This window comes from Leadbetterella sp. DM7, assembly GCF_040829825.2.
Lineage (GTDB): Bacteria > Bacteroidota > Bacteroidia > Cytophagales > Spirosomataceae > Leadbetterella.
This window is the reverse complement of record NZ_JBFOLH020000029.1, coordinates 1-7,862: the sequence shown is the minus strand read 5'-3', so window position 1 is coordinate 7,862 and position 7,862 is coordinate 1. Positions and strand designations below refer to the sequence as shown.

General features: G+C 38.0%; 5 protein-coding genes. 3 read left to right on the top strand and 2 right to left on the bottom strand.

Features of this window, described 5'->3' with window-relative positions; genetic code table 11:
* Positions 1–375: 375 nt before the first annotated feature.
* The 3 genes from AB2U10_RS18860 (at position 376) to AB2U10_RS18850 (ending at position 4,570) form a co-directional block, all read left to right on the top strand.
* A complete protein-coding gene (locus AB2U10_RS18860; RefSeq protein WP_367916640.1) occupies positions 376–522 on the top strand; it encodes a hypothetical protein in 147 nt (48 codons plus the stop codon).
* 100 nt (positions 523–622) lie between these two features.
* On the top strand, positions 623–796 hold the full coding sequence (locus tag AB2U10_RS18855; protein WP_367916639.1) for a transposase: 174 nt from the start codon (positions 623–625) through the stop codon (positions 794–796).
* Between the two features lie 228 nt (positions 797–1,024).
* A complete protein-coding gene (locus tag AB2U10_RS18850) occupies positions 1,025–4,570 on the top strand; it encodes a CHAT domain-containing protein (RefSeq protein ID WP_367916638.1) in 3,546 nt (1,181 codons plus the stop codon).
* Positions 4,571–4,580: 10 nt separating this feature from the next.
* Here the strand turns inward: AB2U10_RS18850 and AB2U10_RS18845 are convergent, their stop codons facing one another.
* Entirely contained in the window at positions 4,581–5,825 is a 1,245-nt protein-coding gene (locus AB2U10_RS18845; RefSeq protein WP_367916637.1) for a CHASE2 domain-containing protein, read from the bottom strand.
* 241 nt (positions 5,826–6,066) lie between these two features.
* Entirely contained in the window at positions 6,067–6,894 is an 828-nt protein-coding gene (locus tag AB2U10_RS18840) for a hypothetical protein (RefSeq protein WP_367916636.1), read from the bottom strand.
* Positions 6,895–7,862 lie beyond the last annotated feature (968 nt).

Sequence of the window (7,862 nt, the reverse complement as noted above, 5' to 3'; positions counted from 1 at the left end):
GGGCGTTCTTCTGAACGGTATACCACCGGTATTTCCTGATGAGGAAAGGTTCTGGCGGTAAAGGCTTTAATAAGGCCTTTTCGCTTTCATACAGGTCGTTTCGGCTATGATCTTTGCCTTGAAACAGCGGCTTTTACGCCCTTGCTGAAGCAGTTTCTGGAATCGATTACTGAAGGAGAATTGGACATTCATTTGAGCAATAAGGAGCGGGAAAAAGGCAACCGGCTGAATGGCAAGCGTAGTAAGTTAGTTCGTATCTCCGAAGGGGAACTAGATATTACTACCTCCCGGGATCGCCAATCAAGTTTTTAGCCTATCCAGATCCGCAAGCTGGAAACAATATTGGCCGATAGCTTTGAAAAGAAAATCCTAGGCATGTATGGGTTGGGGATGAGCTTCCAGAATATCTCCAGGCATATCAAGGGGATGTACGATACCGATATCAGCCGCAATACGTTATCCACCATAACTGACCGGATCATTCCTGGAAATCAAAGGATGGCAACCCTGCCGCCTAGATAAACTGCATACAATCCTCTGGATGGATGCAATGTACTATAAGCTCCCGGATGGTATTCGAGGCCATATATAACATCTTGAATATTAACCGTCAGGATCACAAATGACTTTTAGGGATGTTGAAGGAGCCAACTTCTGGTTGAGTGCATTGACGGATCTGCCGAACCAAGACGTAAAAGATATTTTGATCTTGTGCATCGATAATCAGACAGGGTTTACAAAAACGATCAACAATGCCTTCCCAAAAGCAGAAATTCAGATCTATGTGGTTCATTAAACCTCTAACAGCCTGAAATACCAGGGTGGTATAGATAAAAATATATTGCTCATAATCAGCAAGTTGACTGATATGTCGTATTAAAAACTATATAAAATTAACAATGCTCAAAATACAATAAAACATTCTTCCAATAGAGTCATTAATCTTTGGTTAAATAAATAAAACCATGTAAATTTGAACAAGAGCCCTATTCAATTGACAAAATCGTAAAAACCTACCCTTAAAATGAGCAAATTCTCCTTTACCACAGGTAAGGCAAAGATAAGTTCAACAATAAAATTGTTAATTTATTTATTTTCCTTTATTATACCCACTCTTCCCTTAACCGCACAAAATGTATATTTTCCGTTACAGTTTTCAAGAACTCGGCTGGTTGAGAAATTTTCCTTTGACCCTTATCTAGATATGTATAGACCTACCGATGTGGCAATTTCTTTGCATCAGGATGGGATAAGATTTGCTGTTCTAAGCGCCAATAGACCTCATTTTTCTATATATGAAGTAGGAAAGGGCCTTATAACTCAGGGAATACCAATCATCTCTGGAAATATCCCAAACTTACTGTGCATGTCTTTACACCCTAATGGCCAATTTCTTATTGCAGGCTCAGACCACAATGTCACATTTGTATGGGATTTAAACAAAGAATACAATAGAGAAAATCCCTATAGCTTAGGAGTTCCGCCAAAGTATATTCTCAAAGGCCATTCAAAGGCAGTTACTAGTGTACAATATAGTAATTCTGGGAATATTATAGCTACCGCATCTGCTGACAAAACCATTTGTCTGTGGGAGTCAGCAAACGGAAATCTTTTACAAACAATCATCTTGGAAGACGATGTAACCTCTCTGGGTTTTAGTTCTGACGACCAATTTTGCATTGCAGGAACGAAATCGAAGGGAATACAGGTTTTTTCAACTAAGACAGGAAGATGGCAGCAATCCATGGGTGGAAATATAGGTATGATAACGAGCATTGCTGTTAATAGCAAAGGGCTGGTGCTATCCGGTGGTGATGATCATATGGTCCGAATCTGGGATTTAAAATCTGGAACAAATATTAATACATATAAATGGCACAATGCCTCCGTTCAAGAAGTAAACTTTTTAGAAGGCACACCATACTTTATTTCCTTAGGTGCAGACAAATTAGTTAATCTATGGAACATATCAGATGAAGAGGAGCCCATTCAAACTTTAAGTTTTCCTAATGATAGCCACTCCCTAACAATGAGTACCAACGGGAAGTTTTTGACAATCTTGGAGAGAAGAAAGAATTTACATCATTTTTATGAGCTTAAAGAATTCATTTCCCCATTAAGTAAGCCTGTAAATGAAATTAATTCGAATACGCAGGCATCCTCTATGAAGACTCCGTTCCAACTAATCAAAGAAAATGAGAATCATTGTCGCAAATGTATTAATACCACAAAGGAAAAAGGCCAATCAGATGAATGTACCGAATGTTTAGCCTATTTAGCAGCTGGCTATTCATTAGTAAAGGACACTGCTCATGCTGATGAATTATATAGGCGGCTATTATTGAGCGACTTGTCTCCACAAGCGCGTCATGAACGCCTTCAGGAATATGCCTTTTATTCTATCAGACGTCGAAATTTCATACAAGCTGATTCATTACTTGACTTATTCGTAAATCATATTCGATCAAGAAAACAATTAGGGGGCACCTATATAGTGGGAGATGGTGACCTTATATCATGTTTCAATTTGTATTTTACACTTGAAAAATACGAAAAATTACTAAACCTATTGGAAGATGAACTTCTTGGAACAGAAAACAGCTTAAGAGTAGACAGAGGAGGGGAAATCGGAGATAATTGGAATACTCAAATACGAAATCTTTTATTTAAAACTTTATTAAGAACCAATAAGATACAAGCTGAAGCAGTCGCCCAAGTTGCGGGAGAGGAGGATCCTGAAATTACACTACTTCGTTCTGAGTGGCTTATCCAAAACAACAAAGTTAAAGAAGCTGAAATAGTACTCTTATCACTTATTAAACAAATGACCAATGGGCTTGCCGAAAGTGATAGTCAATATGCTAGACTTAAAACCCAATACTATACAGTTGTTTTAAAACGTTTGATTGAACTATATGATAAAACTGAGCAAGCGGATAAAATAGAACCACTAATAATGGATCTTCGAAAGTCCTACCGGGAGCATTTAAAAATTCTGTCATCCGTGTACACAACCGCCCCAATGCTTCAAAACTCTATCAGTTATCACAAATCTGAAACAGTACTTACCGATAATAGTCTTACAAACGAAGGGCCTGCTATTTTCAATTTTGTGCTGAAGTTGCATAAAAAATATCCTAAGTTGGCGGGCTATGCTTATGACAATGCCCTAATGCTAAAATCATCAGAAGAGACCCAGGAATTTATCAGACAGTTGAACGGTCAAAAATATAGTGATAATGATCTAGAAATTCTAATGGAGCCAATTAGCTTCAAAGATATTCGCCGGACGCTTCTTCCCGGTGAAGCAGCTATTGAGTTCGTATCGTTTCCATACTATAAAGATCATTGGAGTGATTCTACTATCTACGCCGCAATGGTAATGAGATATGGGGATGCATATCCTAGCTTTACAGTTCTCACTGATGCAAAATCATTACACAATCCTGTAGAAAGATCTCGAGATTATCCTCAACGCTCCATTAATCCAATCTATGGAGGCAACAATAACATTACATCATCACAAGATTTTGCGGAGTACAAATTAGATAGTGATAATAACCTATATAAACTCATTTGGGCTCCTATTGCCGATTCACTTTTGGGAATCAATACCATATATTTTTCCCCTTCCGGCTATCTTAATGGTGTTTCTTTTTCAGCATTGCCAATTGGCCCGGATAGTGTCCTGGCTGACAAATACAGGCTCCATAGGTTGATAACTACGGCAAGTATCGGAAAACGCGATAGCTTATTTTTAACTGAACAAGATGAAATAGCCCTTATTGGTAATATAAAGTACGAAACTGATAGTTTAAAGCTGTCAAAATTACCTAAAGACAAGAATGTTTTGCCGCTTCCCCTATTGATACCTTCTTTACGAAAACCAATTGACCCTTTACCAAATACTGAAGAAGAATTATCGGCGATAAAGAACTATTTCCCTAAAGCTATTGTATTGAGGAGGCATCTGGCTACTGAAGAAAGATTAAAAGCCCTTACTAAAACATCACCTAAAATACTTCATATAGCAACTCACGGATATTATCTTCCAGATAGTATAATATACTACAAAAACGCGGATAAATACGGCAATCTTCCCATCTTTGGCGGCTGGGGTCAAGATATACTTTCGTATGCAAATATCAATGAACCATATCTCCGTTCCGGATTACTATTGGCTAATGCTGAATATGTTTGGCGGGGTGGCCAATTTATCGACGGTGTTGAAGATGGATTATTGACTTCTTATGAAATCGCAAACTTGCGGTTTCCAAATACGAAATTGGTAGTTTTATCAGCCTGCGACAGTGGTTTAGGAGAATTAAGAGGAAATGAGAGTGTGATAGGATTTCAACGAGCTTTCAAAGCTATAGGAGTAAATAATCTCATTGTAAGTCTTTGGAAAGTAAGCGACGAAAAAACGACTGAATTCATGAAATTATTTTATGATCGGTGTCTCGTTGGCAAATTATCGGTGCAGGAATCATTCCATTTAGCACAAATGACAATGCGAAGAAAATATCCTACTAAACCTTATTTTTGGGCAGGGTTTACTTTGATTCGCTGAGAACATTGCGTCATTTCATTAAATTTTTCAGTAGAATCAAACTACTACTACATGCTGTTAGAAAGATGATAATAACTGCAATATTAATCAAATGACCAAAAAAATGAATTGCTCCTACTACAACTAATAGCAATAGCCAATAGTGTAAATGCTCTACGAAAACCTTATAAAGGTATTTTTGAATTAGTCCAACAATCTTCATGATTCTCGAAGAAGTATACATAGGTATATCTTCGTCTTTAGACTTTGCTCTGGCCTTCATTGTTCTATACAACTTATTATCTTCAGTCGGTCCAATCTTAAGAAAGAATAACAAAGCAATAATTATCGTAAAGGACAGAAATAAATAGATAACGTAATCTGCAGATATAATATGATGACCAGCCAACAGGTTATAAAAAATATTGATTAAGATAACACTACCATGCAAACGGCCAAACGCAGTTTGGTGTACATCCAATTGTCGGTCACCAAACGTCCCAATCAGTATTATTGGTTTAATCTCTGAATATTTATAAAGCTCATCCTCGAACATTGCGATTCCTTCCGGATGCAAAATATCAGCAAGATTAAATATATTCATTTCTGATACAGTAAAGATAGATCCTGATTCTGTAGGAAATAAAAACTCAAAAGCCTGCTCAAGCCATGTTTGGCCTTCTATAAAAGGTTGGGCAATAATATCTTCATCGCTTAAAGAAAGGTGTGGAATAAAACTAGTTCCAATATACTTTACCTTTGAAGCATCGCTATCCCTCTCCTGTTCCCATACAAATTGCATTCCTAGGCCATTATTAATTTTGGCTATTTGACGATTTTTCATCCTAAGGTATAGTTCATACGGAAGACATGCTTGGCCGCTTCCATCTACTAAAGATTGACTAAAATACATTCCATCATAATTCACCACATCTACAGAGTAGACAGGAAGCTGTTCTGTATTGAACATACTATCAATAGAAATAGAATAATTTGGAAGAGAATTTGTGCCTGCAATGAGTAATTTATCCACAGCATTTAGAGAATTGATAACTGTAAGTAAACCTTCATCTGCTGAGCTTTTTTGTTTAAATACGACATCACAAACTATTTGCCCTACATATTGTTCATTTTCTAGTAAAATATTCAAAAATTGTGTCAAACGGAGGCGATCAGTAACCGAGCGGGATGTAATAGTGTCACCTTCAACACCACTACCTATTAATTGCTGCTGATTGGTGACATCCACAAGAATAAACGGATATTTTGCAAGCACTGATGATTTTACATAATCCTTTGTAAAAAAGGGTTTAAGTAACTCTATTACATTAATTTCTTCCGACAGGAGTAGTGGACGTGTATTGGAATAACAAACTACCAATATGGTAAAAAAGCTTGACCATACAAGAACGACGAGGGTTCGGCTAAGCCAAAACCTCAATCCATGCCAAAATAGGAACGATATCAAGAACGCAAGTAAGTACAGGCCTAAAACGATAAATAAAGAGTTCATTATGCTATTTACATCTTCCTAACAATATCTTAATGCGGTCAGCCTGAGCCTCTTCGTAGTTATTTTTTTCTTCACAGGATTTACGCCCCCACATATATTCTAAAAATGGGATACTCTCCTCTAAAAGAGTCTGACAGCTTAGCTTTTCATCTTCAAGTCGGTTTAAAAAAGCACTTTTAATCTGCATTTGTTCTTCAATTGTTAAAAAATACAATATACCTGCCGTTATTTCCCGGGATTGATTCCCTTTTTTTTCGATTAACTGAAAAGCATAATGTTTACCTTTTGCAAGGGAGGCAGGAGCATATATCATTAGCTCTCCTGTCTGAATATGGAGAGGAATAGCCCATTCTTCTAAAGTTGTCTTAAAAAAATATTCAGAATTTTTAAGGCTACCGATGGAAAACCGCAAAGTATCCATCACCACTAGTGTATCGCTGAAAAAGCACCGGATATCTCTTTCTAAAATACGAGTTGTGCTACTACGCGAGCCTAGTATAGCTAATTCCTGATCAACCAAGTTTCCGCTGCGCTCGGACCTTCCACTATGCCACTGAAAAGATTTTCTATCCTTTATTCTTTCTAACTGAACAAAAGCTACTCTCATCCGATTATCCTTTGCCCATTTTTGTAGCCAAGGTATCATTCGGTCCGGTTTTTCATCCTTATAATTAGAAAGGTATTGAGCAAGAGCGGTACGAGCCTGCTTTGTGCCTGGACAAAGTTTAATACGGTATGATGGTTGTGCCGTAAGACTGAAAGGCCCAACTATCATTATTAAGAAAAATATTAACCGAAAAGCATACTTTGATATATAATGGTATATGTTCATGTTTAATCTTGGTAAGTACTGTTTAAAAGTACAAAAAAAACAGTTATTTAGAAGTTGGACAAAAGAAAATTTGAATGATTATGGAAATAGAGATTTTAATTGGGTATTACTACCATCTTTAATGACATCATGGTCTACTAGGAAAATGTTATCAAAAATTACGCTATATTTTGAAGGACTGGCAGCTAGAGACAGAGAGGTTTTCCGACGGACTATGTAGTATCAAAGGAAGATCTTTTTTGGAAAAGGAATTTTTTCTCCAAATTGATAGACCTAAAAGACCACTCACCACTCTTGTAGGTATTCGTGAGTATTCCGGACCGTCATCTCTGTTTTACCAACTGCCCGATCGAAGCCAGATGCGCAAACAGTACCACTGGGGCGATAAAAGTCGGTAGCCAACTGAACGGAAAATACATTATAGCTATATTAATATTGGGCTGGTCAAATGCTAAGCGCTGCATGGGCGAAGGTGCAGAAATGAAAGCAAGTATGGCAATATTCAATAGTAGCTCCAGGCAGATCAGGTTCCAGACCAGTAATACCTTTCGCACGGGTTTTCATCGGCCAGCCCGAAGTACGCCACAAACGGGCGGTTACTCCAGACAGGATGTCGAAATTCCACCATTCCAAGGTCATAAGCTGTGGAACAGCGCCGTTGAGGAGCCACCATAACACAACCTCAGTCGGGATCTAGGTGGAGGCAGGTTAGCCGAAGAAGCGGTAGGTCGTCGATAAAAGCCAGCCCTTCTTGGTCAAGAATAGAAGTATAACAGTCAACACCGCAGGCAGAATACCGAACAACATGGTTTTTGGCGGCACCGCCTTGGGGTCGGAGTTGTGCATATTTCGGAGACGTTGACCCCTCGTTTCGGTTTTCGTTGACCCGTGGGCGCTTATTGGTGATAGGATTATTATACTGCCAAAGTTACCTGTTTTTTCTTAATGAATCTCCCTTGAGTTCGATT

Bases quoted from the DNA above. Each gene is read 5' to 3' on its own strand.
- AB2U10_RS18860 (WP_367916640.1), top strand. From the start codon at position 376: ATGTATGGGTTGGGGATGAGCTTCCAGAATATCTCCAGGCATATCAAG.
- AB2U10_RS18855 (WP_367916639.1), top strand. From the start codon at position 623: ATGACTTTTAGGGATGTTGAAGGAGCCAACTTCTGGTTGAGTGCATTG.
- AB2U10_RS18850 (WP_367916638.1), top strand. From the start codon at position 1,025: ATGAGCAAATTCTCCTTTACCACAGGTAAGGCAAAGATAAGTTCAACA.
- AB2U10_RS18840 (WP_367916636.1), bottom strand. From the start codon at position 6,894: ATGAACATATACCATTATATATCAAAGTATGCTTTTCGGTTAATATTT.